This window comes from Bacillus marinisedimentorum, assembly GCF_001644195.2.
Classification (GTDB): domain Bacteria; phylum Bacillota; class Bacilli; order Bacillales; family Bacillaceae_O; genus Bacillus_BL; species Bacillus_BL marinisedimentorum.
On sequence record NZ_LWBL02000039.1, the window covers coordinates 46,037 to 64,043 of the forward strand.

Annotated in this window: 18 protein-coding genes; 3 read left to right on the forward strand and 15 right to left on the reverse strand. The window is 47.9% G+C overall.

Going from position 1 to position 18,007, the window contains the following annotated elements; translation table 11 throughout:
• Positions 1-9: 9 nt before the first annotated feature.
• From A4U59_RS11320 to A4U59_RS11385, 14 genes are all read right to left on the reverse strand, one after another.
• Positions 10-1,053, reverse strand: coding sequence for a rod shape-determining protein (locus A4U59_RS11320; RefSeq protein ID WP_070120814.1), 1,044 nt, complete (start codon positions 1,051-1,053; stop codon positions 10-12).
• 74 nt (positions 1,054-1,127) lie between these two features.
• Positions 1,128-1,799: a RadC family protein gene (gene radC / locus A4U59_RS11325; protein ID WP_070120853.1), complete on the reverse strand. Its 672-nt coding sequence runs from the start codon at positions 1,797-1,799 to the stop codon at positions 1,128-1,130.
• 81 nt (positions 1,800-1,880) lie between these two features.
• Complete coding sequence (locus A4U59_RS11330) at positions 1,881-2,450, reverse strand: Maf family protein (RefSeq protein ID WP_070120815.1); 570 nt, start codon at positions 2,448-2,450, stop codon at positions 1,881-1,883.
• Between the two features lie 233 nt (positions 2,451-2,683).
• Positions 2,684-3,658 carry a hypothetical protein gene (locus A4U59_RS11335; RefSeq protein ID WP_070120816.1) on the reverse strand — a complete coding sequence of 325 codons (975 nt, stop codon included), beginning with the start codon at positions 3,656-3,658 and terminating at the stop codon, positions 2,684-2,686.
• Positions 3,659-3,774: 116 nt separating this feature from the next.
• Positions 3,775-4,716 carry a LysM peptidoglycan-binding domain-containing protein gene (locus tag A4U59_RS22225; protein ID WP_070120817.1) on the reverse strand — a complete coding sequence of 314 codons (942 nt, stop codon included), beginning with the start codon at positions 4,714-4,716 and terminating at the stop codon, positions 3,775-3,777.
• On the reverse strand, positions 4,713-5,300 hold the full coding sequence (locus A4U59_RS11345) for a hypothetical protein (RefSeq protein ID WP_070120818.1): 588 nt from the start codon (positions 5,298-5,300) through the stop codon (positions 4,713-4,715). The genes A4U59_RS22225 and A4U59_RS11345 overlap by 4 nt, the downstream gene beginning before the upstream one ends.
• On the reverse strand, positions 5,300-6,298 hold the full coding sequence (gene pilM / locus A4U59_RS11350; protein ID WP_070120819.1) for a type IV pilus biogenesis protein PilM: 999 nt from the start codon (positions 6,296-6,298) through the stop codon (positions 5,300-5,302). Before pilM ends, A4U59_RS11345 begins: the two co-directional genes overlap by 1 nt.
• A 21-nt stretch (positions 6,299-6,319) precedes the next feature.
• Positions 6,320-7,072 carry a prepilin peptidase gene (locus A4U59_RS11355; RefSeq protein ID WP_070120820.1) on the reverse strand — a complete coding sequence of 251 codons (753 nt, stop codon included), beginning with the start codon at positions 7,070-7,072 and terminating at the stop codon, positions 6,320-6,322.
• A 14-nt stretch (positions 7,073-7,086) separates the two neighbouring features.
• Positions 7,087-7,473 carry a type II secretion system protein gene (locus A4U59_RS11360; RefSeq protein ID WP_070120821.1) on the reverse strand — a complete coding sequence of 129 codons (387 nt, stop codon included), beginning with the start codon at positions 7,471-7,473 and terminating at the stop codon, positions 7,087-7,089.
• Positions 7,474-7,521: 48 nt separating this feature from the next.
• Positions 7,522-8,730 carry a type II secretion system F family protein gene (locus A4U59_RS11365; RefSeq protein ID WP_070120822.1) on the reverse strand — a complete coding sequence of 403 codons (1,209 nt, stop codon included), beginning with the start codon at positions 8,728-8,730 and terminating at the stop codon, positions 7,522-7,524.
• Position 8,731: 1 nt separating this feature from the next.
• Positions 8,732-9,769, reverse strand: coding sequence for a type IV pilus twitching motility protein PilT (locus tag A4U59_RS11370; RefSeq protein ID WP_070120823.1), 1,038 nt, complete (start codon positions 9,767-9,769; stop codon positions 8,732-8,734).
• A 9-nt stretch (positions 9,770-9,778) separates the two neighbouring features.
• Positions 9,779-11,440 carry a GspE/PulE family protein gene (locus A4U59_RS11375; protein ID WP_070120824.1) on the reverse strand — a complete coding sequence of 554 codons (1,662 nt, stop codon included), beginning with the start codon at positions 11,438-11,440 and terminating at the stop codon, positions 9,779-9,781.
• Between the two features lie 14 nt (positions 11,441-11,454).
• On the reverse strand, positions 11,455-12,801 hold the full coding sequence (locus A4U59_RS11380) for a VanW family protein (RefSeq protein WP_070120825.1): 1,347 nt from the start codon (positions 12,799-12,801) through the stop codon (positions 11,455-11,457).
• A gap of 112 nt (positions 12,802-12,913) precedes the next feature.
• Complete coding sequence (locus A4U59_RS11385; protein WP_070120826.1) at positions 12,914-13,642, reverse strand: hypothetical protein; 729 nt, start codon at positions 13,640-13,642, stop codon at positions 12,914-12,916.
• Between the two features lie 146 nt (positions 13,643-13,788).
• On the opposite strand from A4U59_RS11385, the gene A4U59_RS11390 reads away from it, so the two are divergent.
• From A4U59_RS11390 to A4U59_RS11400, 3 genes are read left to right on the forward strand one after another with little or no spacing between them, the layout of a single operon-like run.
• Positions 13,789-14,274, forward strand: a complete 486-nt coding sequence (locus tag A4U59_RS11390; RefSeq protein ID WP_070120827.1) for a PulJ/GspJ family protein — start codon at positions 13,789-13,791, stop codon at positions 14,272-14,274.
• Positions 14,275-14,730 carry a type II secretion system protein gene (locus A4U59_RS11395; protein WP_070120828.1) on the forward strand — a complete coding sequence of 152 codons (456 nt, stop codon included), beginning with the start codon at positions 14,275-14,277 and terminating at the stop codon, positions 14,728-14,730.
• A gap of 5 nt (positions 14,731-14,735) precedes the next feature.
• Positions 14,736-15,746 carry a hypothetical protein gene (locus A4U59_RS11400; protein ID WP_070120829.1) on the forward strand — a complete coding sequence of 337 codons (1,011 nt, stop codon included), beginning with the start codon at positions 14,736-14,738 and terminating at the stop codon, positions 15,744-15,746.
• A gap of 503 nt (positions 15,747-16,249) precedes the next feature.
• Here A4U59_RS11400 and A4U59_RS11405 read toward each other — a convergent pair.
• On the reverse strand, positions 16,250-17,977 hold the full coding sequence (locus tag A4U59_RS11405; RefSeq protein ID WP_083270805.1) for a sensor domain-containing diguanylate cyclase: 1,728 nt from the start codon (positions 17,975-17,977) through the stop codon (positions 16,250-16,252).
• Positions 17,978-18,007: the final 30 nt, after the last annotated feature.

Sequence of the window (18,007 nt, forward strand, 5' to 3'; positions counted from 1 at the left end):
TACACCCTCTTATTTCTTTCTCGACCTGGAAGTGATACCTGTCTTTGATTTGAATAGATGAAGATTTTCAAGGGCTTTTCCTGTTCCGATAGCAACACAATCGAGTGGATCTTCGGCAACAAGCACCGGCATTTTCGTTTCATCGCTGATTACCTTGTCCAAATTGCGGAGCAGTGCACCCCCGCCTGTCAGAACAATGCCGCGGTCCATAATATCCGCTGCCAGTTCTGGCGGTGTTTTTTCCAATGTGTTTTTAACAGCTTCAATTATCTGTTCAACCGTATCTTTCAGTGCACCTGAAATTTCCTTCGCGGTGACGGTAATCGTTTTCGGCAGCCCGGTGAGGAGGTCGCGGCCGCGGATATCCATGTCTTCCACGCCTTCCGGCTCTCCGGCTGAACCGATTTCGAGTTTGAGCGCTTCAGCTGTGCGCTCACCGATCATCAAATTGTACGTCTTCTTGATATACTGGATGATCGCTTCATCCATTTCATCGCCGGCCACTCGGATGGACTGGCTCGTGACAATGCCTCCAAGTGAGATGATGGCCACTTCTGTCGTACCGCCGCCGATATCGACAACCATGCTTCCGGTCGGTTCCCATACAGGCAAATTCGCTCCGATTGCCGCTGCAAACGGTTCTTCAATCGTATACGCCTCTTTAGCCCCGGCTTGTTTTGTCGCATCCTCAACCGCCCGTTTTTCAACTGCGGTGATTCCTGATGGCACACAGACCATCACATTCGGTTTGCGGGCAAAACCGGACCGGTTTTTCTGTGCCTGCTTTATAAAATATTTCATCATCGTTGCAGTAGTTTCAAAGTCAGCAATGACACCGTCTTTCATCGGGCGTACGGCCACGATGTTCCCCGGAGTCCTGCCGATCATATTTTTCGCATCGTTACCAACAGCTTCTATGGAACCTGTATCTGTACGCAATGCCACGACTGAGGGCTCCCGAACAACGACACCTTTTCCTTTAACATACACAAGCGTGTTAGCAGTCCCTAAGTCTATTCCCATATCTCGAGAAAATCCACCAAAACCCAGCATTCACGTATCTCCCTTTCTTATGTGTAAAAACTCATAATTTTAATTATACGATAAACGAAATCAAAAGGATAGTATCATACGTATCCTTTTTCTTTCAAACTAATGAATTTTTGATCTCCGATAATCAAATGATCAAGTACTTCAATGCCAATGATTCTGCCGCATTCGACAAGGCGTTTCGTAACTTCAATGTCTTCGCGGCTCGGCGCCGGATCCCCGCTCGGGTGGTTATGGATGCAGATGATCGAAGCAGCCGATCTCCGGAAGGCCTCTTTGAAAACCTCTCGCGGATGAACAATGGACGCATTCAAACTTCCTATGAATACAGTCTGCCGGTGCAGCACCTGGTTCTTTGTGTTCAAATACAAACAGACAAAATGTTCCTGCGTCAAAAAACGCATATCATCCATCACAAACCTGGCACCATCTTCAGGGGACCTTACTGCATATCGGTCATTGTACTGGAGGCGGCCAATCCTGCGGCCGATTTCCACTGCTGCAAGAATTTGGACCGCTTTCGCTTCACCGATTCCGTTGATTCCCGTCAGTTCTTCCACAGAAGCATTTTTCAGCATGCGGAGTCCTTCGAAATGCCGGATAAGGCTCCCGGCAAGTTCCATGACCGACGTATCTTTAGTCCCCGAACGAAGCAGGATGGCCAGCAACTCCGTGTTCGACAGGCCGGAAGCTCCTTCTGAGAGCATCCGTTCCCGCGGGCGCTCCGTATCAGGATAATCCCTTATCATAAGGGCAGGATTTGTCGCCAATCAACATTCTCCTTTCAAGGGGCGGCAAAGGAGAAAGAACAAGGGTGAAAAAGCCCCTCGTCAATTTTTAAAAAAGCCGAGTGCGGACAGTTCCCGGACTGTCCTTGAAACAGGAAGCCCGACAACACTGAAATAATCGCCGCTGATTTCTTTCACAAACAGCGCGCCGAGACCCTGTATGCCATAGGCACCAGCTTTATCATACGGCTCGCCGCTTGCCAGATAAGATTCTATTTCTTCTTCGGTAAGATTCCAAAAACGGACATCGGTTGATGAATAAAATGTTTTCTCTGCTTGCGGAGTTACCAGGGCCACGCCTGTATATACAGTGTGTACACGGCCGGACAGAGTCTTTAACATTTCGCGCGCCGCCATATCGTCTTCCGGCTTGCCCAATATTTCCCCATCAAGCGCCACCACTGTATCCGCCCCGAGTACAAACCCTTCAGGATAGCTTTTTGCAACATCTGCAGCTTTTTGCAGTGCAAGCGACATGACGATGTCATGCACTTCTTTTGTTTCATCCATTCTCTCTTCAATTGTGCTCGGCACAACCTCAAAGGAAATCCCTGCGTTTTCAAGCAGTTCTTTCCTCCTTGGAGAACCGGATGCCAGAATCAATCGCTTCATCCTGTTATCCACCCTTTTATCCAAAATCTTCATTATTTCAGTGACTATAGCATAGCAAAGCAAGCCACTTTCGACAAATATTAATATGTAAAATGCACAGCTCTATACATTTCGACAAAGACAGTGATTTTCTGTCTGATGTCCCAGTCCCATTTTAAAAGATGTTTTTCCCTTTTCCCAGTCCCTTTCCCTAAAAAACAGAAAAAGAACCGAGAATTTTTCCGGTCCTTTTATCATAAACGCTGTTCAGCTGTCCATCCCTTATATATTACGAGCCCGTCCAGCAATGCCTGCTGGGCATCCCAGAGGTTGCGATCCTTGCCGGCCGATGCCCATTTATTATATGAAGCATAAGCCGCATTCAGCTTCACGCCGAAAGCTTTTGCAGTTTTGTCAATTTGCTCAAGGTTTGCCCATTCTTCATACGCTTTTTCAAGGCTGTCATTCCCCGCGCCTGGTTTTGTATTTCCGGCAAGTGCAGATCCGGTTAAGGACACCAGTTTTTCATGGACGGATAAACCTGTTTCGTAGTATTGTTTCAGTTTTTTTTCGGAAACGGGCTGCTCGTCCACCGAAAAAGCTTTCGTATACACATCCTGGCCAGTCTGTTTATACGTTTCAGCGATCTCCTGGATATCTTCTCCTTCCGCGATTCCGATAAAAAGGAATGCTTTGTCGCCGGCCGGCATCACAACCGCTGGATACCCTTTTTCATGTAGGTTTTTTTCGAATTCAGCTGCGGTATCCTCTGTCGAGAAAGCCCCTCCCTGGATGACCTGTGCGCTGTAGGCCGGAATCACATCGCCCCCGGCACCTGCATCCTGCACTTCTTCGCCGCCTTCCCCGGCCGCTTTCAGTTCAACGGGCAAATCATTGCGGACGAGCAATGAAAGAATCATTATTCCGAGAAGTGTTCCAATCACGATGGCCCCAGCCAGCGGCAGAAGCCATCGATTCAATCCATTTCCTTTGGAGCGGCTGCTACCCGCTTTCCTGTGCGGAAGGTGAATGAGTTTAGCCGGCTTACGGCGTGGTATCGGTGATCTAGACGGGCGCCGGGCGGAAGTTTTTTTCGTTGCCCTCGGGATTCGCGGAGAACTGGAAGGCTCGCGGGATGCGGCCAATTCTTCCTGTTCATCGTCAAGCCTCATCTTATGGATTTTCCCATTGTAAATGATTGTGATTTCACGGCGGTCCTGCTTGTCCATGCTGCTCACTCCAATCCTATTACTGACCTTCACCGTAACAAATTCACACAAAAAAAGAACAAGACATTTGTCGCCTTGTCCTAAAAACCTTCCGCCAAATTTCGAAAGAAGTTTAATCAGTAAACAGGAATTTTGAGTTTTTGCCCGGCATGCACGTTATCACCATTGAGGTTGTTATAATTGCGGATGACCGTTTCCCCGCTTCTGCTGTTAAAATACTTCATTGAGATGGAATATAGTGTTTCACCGCTTAAAACGGTGTGAGTCATGATCGTAGACCGGGCCGCCGTATCGTCCCCGGATGATTCGGATTGTACTGAATCTTCCACGGAAGCTGTGTCCCGATCCCCTTCCTCTGAACCGGATGTTTCATTGAAAAACGCCCCTGAAACGAGGGGGTTTTCTTTATAAGCCGGCTGCGGTGCATGAAATGCCGGGCCGAATTCAAACTTTCCGGCTAAAGAAGGATAGTAATAGTTCCGCAGTTTCACTGAAAAAGCGAGTGGATTCTGTCTTTCACTTAAAGCTGTTCTCTCCGGGTTGCCGGTAAACGAAAAGGAAACAATCTGATAATGCCGTTTTTGTTTTTCAAAAGTTTTCAAAAAATCTTCTAGAGCATAGTAATCTTCAGCCTCTACCTCAAGTACTGTATCCATAGGAATCAAGCCTTCCGGTTTCGGATGCTCTTCCGTGACCCCTGCCGCGGAAGCCTTTTTTTCGGCACCTTCTTCAGGACCGGCAAAATCAGCTTTTAACAGGAGGCTTCCCGAAACAGTTTCCGCACGTTCAATGTCGAGAATGACCTGCTCCTGAAAAAGCTTCACGGGTATTTTTTGCTGAAGATCCACCGCTGCGCTCTCACCGCCGCCGGTTTTCACTCTAGTTTCCTCGAGAGCTGCCAGCAGTTTCTGCTCCGTTTCAAGTTCGTTTTCAAGCCGGGTAAGTTCTCCCCCATGCGGACGGATATAAAAGAAATATAAGGCCATAAGGAGCATGAAGACCATGAATGCAGCTCCGCCGATGATCATCCATTCTTTTCTATCAAGCTTATTGATCATGGCTGTTCCCCCTCCAGTGCCGCCTGCTGAATCTCAAGTGTATTCAGAAGAAGTTTATATTCGCCGAGGTAACGCGGCAGTCCGGAATCAGGTTCTTCTTCCAGTTTGAGTGATGCAAGCGTCAGCAATTCAGCGCTCATCACATAGCTGGATCCCTTTAATCGATTAAGGAAATAAGCCGATTCCCTGTTCGTATCAAACTGGGCAATCAATGTTACCGAATGGGTTTCTTCCTTATAATCGAATTTCATCAGATAACCCCGCTCTGGAAGGAGGCTGGTAATATGCTCAAGAAAGAAAACGGTTGGCAGGCGGCTTGATTCAGCCCAGCCGACGGCTTCCTGGAGCATTGCCGCCGAACTTGCCGATCCGCCGCTGGCGGCATGTTTCTCAGCTTCCAGCCTCAGGTTCCTTACATCTTCGACACGCTCTCTGACCGCCTCTTTTTCCGCTTTTACCGACTGAATTTGCCAGAGCATTATGGAAAGCACTCCTGTAAAAACAAGGGCAACAACGGCTGATGCCGCCAAAAAAGCATATGATTTCCTCTCTTTTTTTGGAAGCAGATTAATGTCGGCAAGCATCACAGCACCTCTTTCAGCGCAAGGCCTGCAGCTGTGTAGAACGATGAGGGAAGGATGTCATCAGCACCTTCGGCTTGAACATTGTGCTGATTGATACGGAATACCGGCAATTCAAACCGTTCAGCAAGCCTCATTTCGATAAAAGACAGTTCCGGGTGATCACCATTCAGCAAAATAGCGGTAACCCCTTCCCTGCCCTGGTTAAGACTGTACCTGTAAAAGTTGATGATCCGTTCAACTTCAGTTGCCGCATCCTCCAGCTGGCCGAACAATTCCTCAGGTGCTCCGCCCCACTTGATTTCCTGCAAGCCCTGGCGATTATTGGTGAACTCCCATTCCGTCCCGTCCATATCCATTTTCAGATGCCTCATAAAAACCGGCCTGTCCTTATGGAATACACTCACATTCATCATATCCAAGTCAGCCTGTACAAGCAGCAGATGGTCGTCCGGTTTTGTCTGTCCGGCTGCATGGAAAAGCCGGTAGATCGATAACGGTGAAATATCAGCAGCAACAGGACGAAGCCTGGCTTCTTCCAGTAATTCGGCATACTGCCTTACGACCGGTTCCGGTGCAGCAAACAATAGAATGATTTTCTCATCCCCCTCTTTACCGGTCAGGATGAAATCAAAGACTGGATCTTCAAATGGCAGGTGAATGCTGGCACCGAGTTCCATGAAAAGGTGGCCTTTAATTTCATCATCGGCAAGCGAACCCGGTATTTTAATTTGCCGGATGACAATATAAGGATCAGGCACAAGAAATCGGACAGGCCTTCCTTTTATTCCCCAGTCAGCCGCACACTCATCCAAAATAAGGCCAAGAGTTTCAGCATCCTGAATCACGCCGTTAAGAATGACGCCGTGAGGAAGCGTCCTTTCCTTGTGCGACTTGATGGTCAGCGGATCTTTTTGTTTGAGCTCAAGCAGCCGGATTGTATAGTCCTTGATGATCAGGTTGACCGGCTTGTTTTTCGCAAGTAATCCAGAAAAAAGCATGGAGATCCCCCCGATTAATCGTCAATAAAAGTTAAAGTACCAGGTTAACAGCCTTTCGCCGAAAAAATAGGCGGTCAACGTTCCCAATCCAATAAATGGGCCAAACGGAATCGGCTTTTTCCGTTCAAGCTTGCCCGCCAGCAGGCCGAGGATGCCAAACAGCGCGCCATAAAAAGTAGAGAAAAAGAATGCGAGCATAACTCCCTTCACACCCAGCACAAGGCCGAGCACCCCGAAAAGCTTTACATCACCGCCGCCCATGCCCCCTTTTGAAAGGACGGCAACCGCATATAAAAGTGCGAATCCGGCTGCCCCGCCTGTAAAGGGGGCATACCAGGGCTCAAGCGGAAAGAACATCCGCAAAAGAATGAACAGGCCTCCAAAAAACAGCAAAACCTTATTAGGAATAATCATATATGTGAAATCCGAAACAAATACGATGATAACCAGTGAAATAAGCGGCAGTGCAACAAACAGTTCACCTGTCCAGCCGACAAAAAGCGGTGCAGCGGCAAACAGTGCCGCGGTAAGCAGCTCCGTTGCCGGATACAGCGGTGAAACCCGGGTGCCGCAGTGCCGGCATTTCCCATGCTGGCGAAGATAAGACACCACCGGGATGAGGTCTGCCGCTGTCAGGGTTGTGCCGCATTCACCGCATGCCGACCTCGGCTTGATGATGGAACGGCCTGCCGGGATGCGGAGGCCGACAACGTTGTAGAAGGAGCCGAGGATGAGGCCAATCAAAAAAATGTAGGTGTAAAATAGTAAATTCATTATTTTAAGCTATTTTACTTTACAGGCTCAGCTTCAATTAACTCAGTTTCAGTAGCGTCAGAATTTGATTGTGTTTTTATTAAAGAAACAGCTTCATGATCAGAAATTGAAAATACTCCACCAGAGTATTTTACTGTGAAAGTGTCATCTTTCGCTTTATCTAAGTAATCTTCTAATTTATTAAAGTCCCATTCGTTTACAGTTGGATCTGAGGCGTGTGCCAACTTAGCTGCATTTATAATTTGAATTGCGTCTGCTACTGTTGCATCATTCTCCGTCTTATCAATGATCTTCCCGACACTAGGAACCGCAATCGCCGAAATAATCCCCAAAATCACAATGACAGCCAGCAGTTCAACGAGTGTAAAACCTTTCTCATTCTTCCTCAATTTTTTCAACATCTCGCAACACTCCCTCTTCGTTTTGTAGTAATTTATATAAAAGCGCCACTACCCAATCTGATTGAAAATATCGAACATCGGCACGATGATGGCAAGCACGATGATACCAACCAGGGCAGCGAGGATGACAATCATCAACGGTTCTATAACAGCTTTAAGCCGGTCGGTTGCCGTTTCGACTTCCGCTTCATAAAAGTCAGCCACTTTGGCGAGCATTGCATCCAGTGATCCGGTTTCTTCACCGATTGCGATCATTTGCGTGACAAGCGGCGGGAATACCCAGTGCTCTTTCATCGGAGCAGCAAGCGATTGGCCGGATTCCAGTGATTCACGTCCGCGATTGAGAACGCGGGCGATCACTTCATTCCCGACTACGCGTTCCACAATCGACAGCGCCTGCAGGATCGGCACCGAGCTGGCAAAGAGCGAGCTGAGTGTCCTTGCCATACGGGCCAGGGCTGCCTTTTGCAGCATCTTGCCGAAAATCGGCATCTTAAGGACGGCATAATCAAGGTAATACTTCATTTCTTTATCACGCCTGATGAAATGGATTGCCGCATATGCGAGCACAAATAACAGAACGAAAAGCCACCAGAATCGCTGCATGAACATACTGGCATTCAGAACCACCTGTGTAATCGCCGGCAGCTCGGCGCCAAATCCAGCAAACATATCCACAAAAACGGGGACGATTGCAATGAGCAGGAAAACGACCACGGCAACGGCCAGAGTTCCGACGACAGCCGGATAGGTAAGCGCTGAAATGACTTTCTGACGGATACGGTGCATTTTTTCAAAGTGATCAGCCAGCTGTTCCAGCGTTTCATCCATGTTGCCGCCTGCTTCTCCAGCCCGCATCATGTTAAAGAACAGGGGCGGAAAGACTTTAGGGTGCTTGCTGCAGGCTGCAGAAAGCGGATTGCCTTCCCGAAGCTCATCCTCTATATGTATGAGCGCTTTTTTAAGCGTCTTGCTCTCTGTCTGCTCGGAAAGGATCCTGGTCGCATTCACCACCGTAACTCCAGCTTTCAGAAGTGTTGAAAACTGGCGCAGGAAGATGACAAAGTCGCGGAGTTTCACCTGCCTCCCGACCGTTATTTCCTTATTCCAGATCGTTTCCGGCACCTGGCTGATTTCAAGGACGGCGATATTTTTTTCCCGGAGTTTCAAAACAGCTTCACGCCGGGTATCTGCCTCGATTTTGCCTTTTCTTTTTTTTCCTGATTTCTCGCGCCCCTCGAACCGGAAATAGCCCATGTCAATCCAGCTCCTCTACGAAAGGCAAAGCTGCTTCCCTGGTGATCATGCCGCTGTCCATCAGTTCTTTGACTGATGAGCCGAATGTATGCATCCCCGCAGTTCTGCTCGTCTGCATGACATTTTGGATTTGATGGATTTTTTCGTTGCGGATCAAGTTCGCTACAGCTGGTGTATTCGTCAAAATTTCAGTCGCTGCCCGCCTCCCTGAACCGTCACTTATCGCGAACAGGCGCTGGCTGATGATGCCGACAAGCACGGAAGCAAGCTGAACCCTTATTTGCGCCTGCTGATTCGGCGGGAATACATCGATGATCCTGTCAATCGTTGCCGGTGCTCCTGATGTATGTAATGTGCCAAGGACAAGATGACCTGTTTCCGCCGCCGTAATGGCAGTTGAAATCGTCTCCAGGTCCCTCATTTCACCGACGAGAATGACGTCAGGATCCTGTCTCAGGGCAGCACGAAGCCCGTTTGCAAACTTGTTTGTGTCAAAGCCTATTTCCCGCTGGTCGATAATGCAGCTCCCATGGCGGTGCAAATATTCGATCGGGTCTTCAAGCGTGATGATGTGCTTGTTCGCTGTCTGGTTCAAATGATCGATCATCGCCGCCAGTGTCGTCGATTTGCCGCTTCCTGTCGGCCCTGTTACCAGAAGAAGCCCCTGCGGCTTTGACACCATCTCTTTCAGGACCGGCGGCATGTGGAGTTCCTCAATCGCCGGAATGGCTGTCGGCACAATTCTTACCGCCATGCTGATGCAGGACCGCTGATAATACGCATTTATCCGAAACCGGGAAACGCCCGCAATACTGTAGGAAAAGTCAAATTCCCGCGCCTGTTGGAAATCGTCCCACTGGTGTTCCGGAATGGCAGCCCGCGCCATCGCTTCAGTATCTTCAGGCTGCAGCGATTCCTTGCCGTATTTTTTCAGCACGCCGTTTATCCGCATGATCGGCGGTACACCTATCGTCAGGTGCAAGTCGGATGCTTGCAATTCGTATGCTGCCCGAAGCAAATTGTTCAAACGCTGTTTCATTCTCTTCACCTACTCGCTGTTTGTGACGCGCAGCACTTCTTCGGTCGTCGTCACGCCTTCTTTCACTTTGAGGAGCCCGTCATCAATCAAATAAATCATTTTCTGGTTTGTGGCATAGTCACGGATGTTCCCCATTGATTCCCCATCCATGATCATCCGCCTCATCTCATCATCGACTGTCATGAGCTCATGTATGGCGACCCTGCCTTTATAGCCGGTCATATTGCACGTTCCGCAGCCTCTTCCCCGCATGATCCTTTCGATTGTAATTCCGCGTTTCGAGAAAATTTCAAGCTCCCTTTTCGTCGGTTCCTGCACTTCGCCGCAGTCGCGGCATACCTTCCTGACAAGGCGCTGGGCGACTACGCCTGAAAGTGAAGCTGCAACAAGAAAGGGTTCCACCCCCATGTCGGTAAGGCGGGTGATTGATGTCACTGCATCATTTGTGTGCAATGTACTTAAAACAAGATGCCCGGTAAGGGAGGCCCGCACCGCAATTTCAGCCGTCTCTTTATCCCGGATCTCACCGACCATGATAATATTCGGATCCTGCCGCAAAATCGAGCGCAAGCCCCGAGCAAACGTCATCCCGATTCCTGCATTGACCTGGATCTGGTTAATTCCTTCAATCTGGTATTCTACCGGGTCTTCGATGGTGATGATGTTGACTTCCTCACGATTCAAATGATTGAGGGCCCCATAAAGCGTAGAAGACTTTCCGGATCCTGTCGGGCCGGTAATCAGCACAATGCCTGTCGGCTGTTCGATCAGCTTGTAGAACCGTTTTAAATTGACCTTATTGAAGCCAATCTTGTTCAAGTCATTCAGCGCGCTGCTCAAATCGAGGATGCGCATGACGACTTTTTCACCGTAGATGGTCGGAAGCGTCGCGATCCTTATGTCAACCGGATGAAAATCAAGGTTTGTCTTAAGGCGGCCGTCCTGCGGCAAACGGCTTTCTGTAATATCGAGATCCGCCATGATTTTGATGCGGGCCGTCATGACGTTTTGCATATGTTTTGGAAGCGATCTCTCTACCCTTAACACGCCGTCCACGCGGAATCGGACATCGAGCTTCGATTCGTGCGGATCAAAGTGGATGTCGCTCGCTCGCTGCTGGACCGCACTTTTAAGAATCTGGTTGACAAGCCTCACAACCGGCGAATCTTCATCGGTGATCCGCTCATCTTCTCCAAGCCCGCCGGCCGGCATTTCTTTCATCAGCTCTTCCATCGACTCATCGATTCCATAATATTTGTTGATGGCCTTCAAAATATCATCTTTGGTGGCTATCGCCGTCTCAATCTGGAAGCCGGTGGACAGGCGCAAATCATCAATTGCATAAAAGTCCATCGGATCGGCCATGGCGACAAACACCCTGTCGCCTTCCTTCTTTAAGGGAATGACAAGATTGCGGCTGGCGAAGTCTTTCGGAATCAAGCTGATCAGCTGAGTGTCGAAAGGATAGCGGTACAGGCTGACATGCGGGATTCCAAGCTGGAATTCGAGTACTTCGATCAATTGCTGTTCCGTTATGTATCCGAGCTGCAGAAGCGCATCTCCCAGTTTCTGGCCTTTGCTTTTTTCAGCCAGAGCATTGGACAGCTGTCCGTCTGTTATCAAGCCTGCTTCCACGAGCAGGTCCCCGAGGCGTTTCCTTGTTGTGCTCATACTGACCCTCCCGTTCAATTCCCTTTGATCACTTCTCCAGGCTGGTCCCAGATCGAACCGCCGTTTCTGTCTGGCCAGTCAGCCGGACCGGTCTGGCCGTTTTCGGCTTCTGTTTCATTCCCCGGCTCTGGATCATCGCTGATGCCTCCTGGTTCCAAATCTGAAGCTGTTTCTTCCGTTTCTGGAGGTGCGCTGCCACTTCTGGCAGCACTGCCTTCCCTGAGCGGCCGGACTTCAATCCGGTGAACAGGCGAATAATAATCTTCAGCAAGCACCATTTCAGACAGTAGTTCGCCTGCAGGTGTTTTTTCAATCCGGAACAATTGAACGGAATATCCCGGAGATCCTTCTTCAGTCACTTTCTTTTCTCCTGGCGCAAGCAAAGAAGAATACTGCACGACCGTTTTCGGATTATAGGATGCCTTTTCCCCCAGGACGGCCTCATATTGAAGGAAAAAAGGAATTCCGCTGATTTCGACGGTCAGAATGTCTTCTGTCAAATCGAACGTTATCGTATATGGTGTTGGATTGGGGTTATAGAAAACAAAATCCAAATTTCCGGCCAATACCTTTGCTTCATAGCCAGGAGGAATATCTTCTGGCACCGCATTGCCGATATGGCGCTCGACGATCGAGAAGTTTGTTTCAGCTGCAGCCCTATACAGAGCGGACGAAATTATTGAAAGATACAAGCCCTGTTCACCTGGAACCCCTTTTTTTCCGAACGTATTCAATACCGAAAATGAACTTTCCGGCAAAATCGTATACGTTTCACCCGGCTTTACATAGTCATGGAGAATAGGCATTTTGTCTGCCAATCCGGTAATGGACACACGGGCCACAACTTGTTTTTCCGCTCCATCAACGTCCCTGAACGCAAGAAGGGAATACGTATGGACTCCTGTCTTCATCTTTTCGGCATCTTGGAGCATGTTTTGCTTCAGCCGATCAATGTCCAGGACAGAAAGAATCGTTTCGCCTGCCAGCAGCCGGGCCGACCGATATACCTCTTCATCGTTGACAGTAATAACAGGCTTATTGTTTTGACCGTCTTGGACAGCTGCAATGGAAGTCTCCACATCAATCATAACGCCATTAATCGGATACGTTTTATCCTGCATCTTGAGCTGAAACGCAGCTCCCTGCTGCCATTCAGCTGCGATATCTGCCAACTCCGAAGTTGCTTCTTCCTCAGTTAATCCGCTTATATCAGCATCAGCGATTTTCGTTCCTGAAGAATATGTCCCGTTTGCAGAAACCGTTTTTTCATAGACGAATGTACCACCATGTGTAAACGCGATGATAAAAAGGCTTCCTAAAAAAAGCAGTAAGAAAAGTTTCAGTTGTTGTATGTTCTTCATGTTGTTCCTCCTTTCACCGCTCATGGTTCAAAAGACTTATATTTTGCTTTATTCGTGTTTCTTTGACAATCTCCTGCCACATGAATAAAAATCTTATAAAGGCCGGCAAATACTAGCTCGTTTCCATTTCATTAAGGATTGACTCAAGCCGCCCCGATTTCGCACTGTTGTTATTTACCGGTTCTGAATCTGTATCTTGAAAATGCGGACGGCGGCGATCCTTACCAGCTGCATCCATCAAGGACGGCAAGTTTGCTCCCTTTCCTACTTTACCGGCTTGCTCCTCTGTTTCATTCAGCTCAGCTATTTCCTCGAGTACAGCTTCAAGCGGACGTTGACGTTCTGCTGGTTCCTCATTGCCGTGCAATACCGCCCTGTCATCCGCTCCATCCAAATCGTCGAGCCCTTCAAGCAGATTTTCCAGCTGATATTCCCTTCCGTACTTATCATCATTACTTACAGCTTTTGTTTCCATCTCCTCAGAAGCGGGGAGACTGTCCCCTGATGCTCCATTACCCTCAGCAGCGAGATTCAGAGTCTGGCATTCAGAGGCATCATCCCCCATACTGTTTCCCTTTTCTTCAAATTCATCAAGGCTCGCTGCCGTTTGTATAAAAGCAATGCGATCTTTTAAAAGGAAATAAGCTGTAACCGATAATACCCCTGCCGCCGCCAGCCCTGCTGCACCATAAATATATTCCGCTAACAGGGAAAGTGAAGCGATGATACTGGATCCTGCAGTTATGGTAAGTTTGCTTTTAACATTCATCTGTAGCGGAGCAAAATAAAAAATGATTCCGAGTATAACAGCTGCTGCCGCAGCAATAAGCACTGATTCCACAGTTTCACTCCCTCTCACTCTGTTAGATTTTGTCGAATCAATCTACTATTCTTCTAATTTATTGTATAATAAATGTAACAAAGTTGAAAGATTTGTCATATTTTAATTCAATGTAATTAGTTCAAGGGGCAAGGGAGGCATGGGTATTGAGGACTAAAGTCTCAGGTGAAGAAGGGTTTACGTTAATGGAAGTTATGCTGGCATTTACAATACTTGCCATTGCCGCTGTCCCCTTTTTCATGTTTTTCACCCAATCGATGATGTTTTCAGCCGAAAATGGAAAGAAACTGGCCGGAATTCAAACGGCCCGGGAAGTTATGGCGTACATACATGAAAAAAATGTCACAGCAGAAGACTTCACCGTTACGATTGATGGCAATCGGCAAGCGCTTGATTGGTCCCCTCTCATTTCAGATGACAGCGAGGCTTTTAAAAAAACGGCAGTACCGCACACAGTTATCCTTGAACAAAATCAAACGGATTACTTTGTCCGGGTCGTCTCCGCATCCTTTAACGGGCCTGCACCTGCCGGCGGTGCCCCGCTCCAGCCCGTAGCAGTTGAGGTTTACTCAGATGCGGATGCCGGCTCTTTTGTAACTGAGACATTCGGTTATGTCGGGGAGGGTTCATAAGTGAAATTGAAGGCCCCCTTCATGGACAGCAGCGGTGTAACATTGATCGAATTACTGACAGCATTGACACTCACCATAATGGTGCTTGGCGTTTTTTTCAATGCCCTGCAAAACAGCATGAATGCGTATGACAAAACGGCAATACATAACCGTTTGAGGCAAGAAGCAAACATCGTCCTCACCAGTCTTGCTGAAACCCACCGCAAATGGGACCTTCCTTACAAATTGGCGTCAGCAGATAGTGAAATTACCTTGAATGGGGATTCAGGTGAGCGTACGATTTCAAGTGGAGAATTCAAATATTTGGTTACGATAAACGAAGTCAGCAATTTGAATGACGGCCCTGTGGTGATCAATGCTTCCAGCTATCATATTTCATTGACAGTCCGATCAAAACGAAAAGCAGCAGAATCATATACACTGTCAACTTCCATCGACAGAATCAAGGAGGATTGATGCCTATGTTTCATACGGATGAAAAAGGATCAGCGCTTCTTACCGTCCTGCTTATGATTTCCATCATTTTTATATTCGGAGCCGTTCTAGCCAGCTCAGCCATCAGCGGAATGAAGCAGACAAAAATGTCTGAAAGGGACATCCAGGCAATACACCTTGCTGAAATGGGAATCGCACAATTCAGGAAAAATCCTTCTCAGTCGCTAAACAGCACCGGTCCTTTTTACATAAACGGAAAAGACCCGGCAAGTGCTACAGCACTGAAATACTCATATCAATTTGAAAATGTAAGCAGGGACACCCGTACAGGTTTTTTCTCCTTGACCTCGGCGGGTACTTCTCATGGAATAACAAGAAGGATTGATGTAAGCGGTACATTGTACGACGGGAATACACCGCCATGTGACGGCCCGTTTGCACCTGATTGCTATGTGGAAGAGGATGCAGAGGTCAGCCAAAGTGTGATTACAGGAGGTGATATGACCGTTTGTAATAAAGCGAACCTCGAAATTAAAAACGGCAGCCTGTTCGTCGGGGAGATGCTTTACTTGTCCCATAACGCCGGCGGAGCGAACAGTTCATCAATCATTGTCGAAGAGAATGCTTATTTTAGATCTGGAATTACCATGCTGCAGCAAAACAGTCTGATTGTGAAGGGCGATGCTTACTTTTACAATCCCTACATTGACCTGAAAGGCAGCAAACTGCAGCCGTGTCCCCCTGAGAAGCAGGCGGACAGTAACGGACAGGGCAGCCCTAATGTAAACAAGTCCGGTAATGGTAATGAAAACGGAAATAAAGGCCTGGTTTGTGTGGAAGGAACCCTGTTTTATCCAGAAGGTGAAGAATTGCTGGAAAGGAAGACACTGGCGGAAAACACAACTTGCGGTTCGCTTGGCCCAGGCATAGAAAGAGGTATTTTCGCCCGAAGCTTCGAAGCCATTCCGCCAGACAGATTTCCTGACTTCTTCAAAGAGTTCCCGCTGGTTATCATTGAAGAAATTACCTATCAGTAACATTTGTACGGCTGTTAACAGTGATGTTGATTACGGTGTAAAATGGAAAGCAAAAAAATAAAGCAGGCTATTCTGGAGCTTACCCGTTCCTTTCCGCTGCAGACATTCGCTTTCACCACGGACACAAGGGCGACATCCGTTCCTGCTTCCCTCCGGTCGCACTTGTGCCTATGGTGAAAACGAGCCCCTGCTCCGTATATCAACGTACTCATTTTAAAATGCAATGTCTTTGCTTTTCTTCCTACAAAATATTGCCCCTTTAATGGAACATCAAGCGGAAATTGTTTTGGGAATTATAAACCGGTTTATCAGAAGATGCATCTAATGACGGCATGCAGAACCATTTCTGTTACTCTTATAACCCGAATAACAAGAAGAACAGCAGACCATCCATTTTACGGTTTGGCCCGCTGTTCTTCTTGTTATTTAATGTGTGAAATTACAATTTTCTCCCTCACAAAACGAACCAGCTGCCTTTCACGGAGAGGGGCGCGTGTTCACAATCATGAACTGTAAACCGCAACTTTGTTTCGCCCTTTCTGTTTAGCTCCGGTATACATGGCACGGTCGGCATGGCGGATGAGTGCCATCGGTTCATCTGCATCTACAGGGGCCGTGGCTATGCCAAAAGATGCTGTGATTCGTATCATCTCTTTTGATTTATTTTCTCGTTGAATATGCTCTCTTAGCACAAAAGGTTTGCCGGCGATCGTCTGGCGGGCCATTTCTGCAAAAGCGAAGCAGCGATGCCTGTCCATATCGGGAAGAATAACAACAAACTCTTCTCCACCGTAGCGGATGACAGTTCCCCTGTCACCGGTTATTTTTTTCAGCCTGTCTGCCACTTCAATCAAAATCTCATTCCCGCTCTGATGACCGTATGTATCATTAATCGCTTTAAAGTGATCGAGATCAAGCATGATCAGCGACAGGGCCCTTAAGTTCCCGCCTTCAAGCTCAACAAAATTGGAGGCCAGGTACGTTTCCATGTATCGATAATTATATACATTCGTAAGCGAGCACTTTTCACTTTCTTCCTTCGTCTGTTCATAACTCCGGGCATTTTCAAGTGACACACCCAGATAGCTTCCAAGAATGTCGACAATCGTCAGCTGGAATTTTTCGAAGGCGCGCTTTTGCTTCGATGCCAGCAAAATAATACCGACAATTTCACGGTTCCGCTGGATCGGCACAGCCAAAATGCTTTCGACATCACCCGGCAACACGCCTTTGGACAGAAACCGCCATTCATGCCGGCTATGATAAAGCAGGTTCCTTTCCGTCCGCATCAAACGGTTCGTTATTCCATCGGACCGCCAGAATGGGTTTTTTCCCTTTCTTGAGTCTGCTGGCTGTCCCGCTTCAAAGTACCGGAGGAGTTTCGTTTTCCTGCCCCTGTCAACGTCGATGATGTAGGCGAAATCAACAGGCAGCATTCCCGCGATCTTTTCAATGAACAGATCGAGAATATCATCGGAATTCATGCGCCCCGTCAGTTGATGGCCGATATCGCTCGCTTTTTGCAGGTACACATTCATCTTCTGGCTTGTGTAATACAGCTTCACAAAAAGGGAGATTGTCATGAATGGGATGCCGACAAACAAGATTGCAACGGTACCCATTTCGATATACAGCATATAAAGGACGAGGCCAACAGGGAATACGAGCAGGCTTGTGAGCGCCTCCCAGGCTGCATCCTTGCCGAATACAGGCCTTTTTTCTCCAGTCATATACAGCTGAACGACCATTAAAAAAATCTGGTTGGCAGCAAAAATGGCTGCGGCATATAGCATCACCTGAAGTAGCCTGTCCATATCGGACAGCATGATAGCGCCATGCTGGCCTCCCGCAAGGTTGTAGATGGTTCCACCGGAAAGCGATACGAACAGGAACATCAAAAGATTGGCTGGTATGCGGTACGACTGCTGTGAAGGGATTTTCAGCTTGATCAGCAATACGGCTACCGCGGCCTGTGTCAGGACCATTTCAATAAAGAGGCCGAAATATAAAAAAACAGAGAGTGATATCCCCTGGATAAAGAAAACAGGGGTTTCGTTTACAATAATCGGGAAAAAGGCGACAAGGCACATCAGCAATAAAAAGGCGATTATATCTTGTCCGGCACCCTGAATCACCGGGTCAGACGTCTGATACACACCGAGTAAAATAAGCGGCCATAATATTGCTGCCGCACCCCAGAGTCCAGCCGCTTTGGCTTTACTCACCCTCATAAGGCCCTCCACCCTTCTTTGTTCATCTAT

Coding starts and splice junctions, on each gene's coding strand:
- A4U59_RS11375 (WP_070120824.1), bottom strand. CDS start 11,440: ATGAGCACAACAAGGAAACGCCTCGGGGACCTGCTCGTGGAAGCAGGC.
- A4U59_RS22225 (WP_070120817.1), bottom strand. CDS start 4,716: ATGATCAATAAGCTTGATAGAAAAGAATGGATGATCATCGGCGGAGCT.
- A4U59_RS11345 (WP_070120818.1), bottom strand. CDS start 5,300: ATGCTTGCCGACATTAATCTGCTTCCAAAAAAAGAGAGGAAATCATAT.
- A4U59_RS11360 (WP_070120821.1), bottom strand. CDS start 7,473: ATGTTGAAAAAATTGAGGAAGAATGAGAAAGGTTTTACACTCGTTGAA.
- radC (WP_070120853.1), bottom strand. CDS start 1,799: ATGATAAGGGATTATCCTGATACGGAGCGCCCGCGGGAACGGATGCTC.
- A4U59_RS11365 (WP_070120822.1), bottom strand. CDS start 8,730: ATGGGCTATTTCCGGTTCGAGGGGCGCGAGAAATCAGGAAAAAAAAGA.
- A4U59_RS11355 (WP_070120820.1), bottom strand. CDS start 7,072: ATGAATTTACTATTTTACACCTACATTTTTTTGATTGGCCTCATCCTC.
- A4U59_RS11335 (WP_070120816.1), bottom strand. CDS start 3,658: ATGGACAAGCAGGACCGCCGTGAAATCACAATCATTTACAATGGGAAA.
- A4U59_RS11380 (WP_070120825.1), bottom strand. CDS start 12,801: ATGAAGAACATACAACAACTGAAACTTTTCTTACTGCTTTTTTTAGGA.
- A4U59_RS11400 (WP_070120829.1), top strand. CDS start 14,736: ATGTTTCATACGGATGAAAAAGGATCAGCGCTTCTTACCGTCCTGCTT.
- A4U59_RS11405 (WP_083270805.1), bottom strand. CDS start 17,977: ATGAGGGTGAGTAAAGCCAAAGCGGCTGGACTCTGGGGTGCGGCAGCA.
- pilM (WP_070120819.1), bottom strand. CDS start 6,298: ATGCTTTTTTCTGGATTACTTGCGAAAAACAAGCCGGTCAACCTGATC.
- A4U59_RS11330 (WP_070120815.1), bottom strand. CDS start 2,450: ATGAAGCGATTGATTCTGGCATCCGGTTCTCCAAGGAGGAAAGAACTG.
- A4U59_RS11320 (WP_070120814.1), bottom strand. CDS start 1,053: ATGCTGGGTTTTGGTGGATTTTCTCGAGATATGGGAATAGACTTAGGG.
- A4U59_RS11370 (WP_070120823.1), bottom strand. CDS start 9,769: ATGAAACAGCGTTTGAACAATTTGCTTCGGGCAGCATACGAATTGCAA.